We start from the raw sequence: 473 nt of genomic DNA on the forward strand, positions 1-473 counted from the left end.
TCAATTGACCTTCCAATACCGTCTGTCTTATCAATTCTTCAAGGTTTTTACCTGCTCTAAAACTGACGAACTCTAAGCCATCTTTACAGATCAGACATTCGTATGGATCGACGTTAGCGTATTTCTTCAACATGCTGGCATAACAAGGGAGTACTGGCGCTTCCTTGCCTTCCATCTCTAACGCATCATACACTTTCGGCAGCATTTCCCCTCTGCGACGATTTGATAGAAAACCGAAGTAGCGGATCATCTTGAAATGTTTATCCGGGATATGTTCTATGAGCCGACAAATCAACTCCTCAGCTGTTAAAGTCAGCCTCTCTTTTTCTCCACTCCGATGATTGAGGTATTCGAACGTCAGTTGTCCTCCTTTACTGTAGTGATGCAAGCGAGAGCCTGAGATTGGTGGACGCTTCAAGTAGCGGCCTAAATAATTGATTGTTTTATGCTGTTGGTCTGTCTTCTTTCCAAAA

At 43.3% G+C, this 473-nt stretch carries 1 protein-coding gene; it reads right to left on the reverse strand.

Features of this window, described 5'->3' with window-relative positions; translation table 11 throughout:
• On the reverse strand, positions 1-473 hold a 473-nt coding region (locus tag AACR11_RS13805), incomplete at both ends, for a transposase (RefSeq protein WP_189338772.1).

The sequence above is a fragment of the Vibrio sp. L85 genome, assembly GCF_963871815.1.
GTDB lineage: Bacteria > Pseudomonadota > Gammaproteobacteria > Enterobacterales > Vibrionaceae > Vibrio > Vibrio harveyi.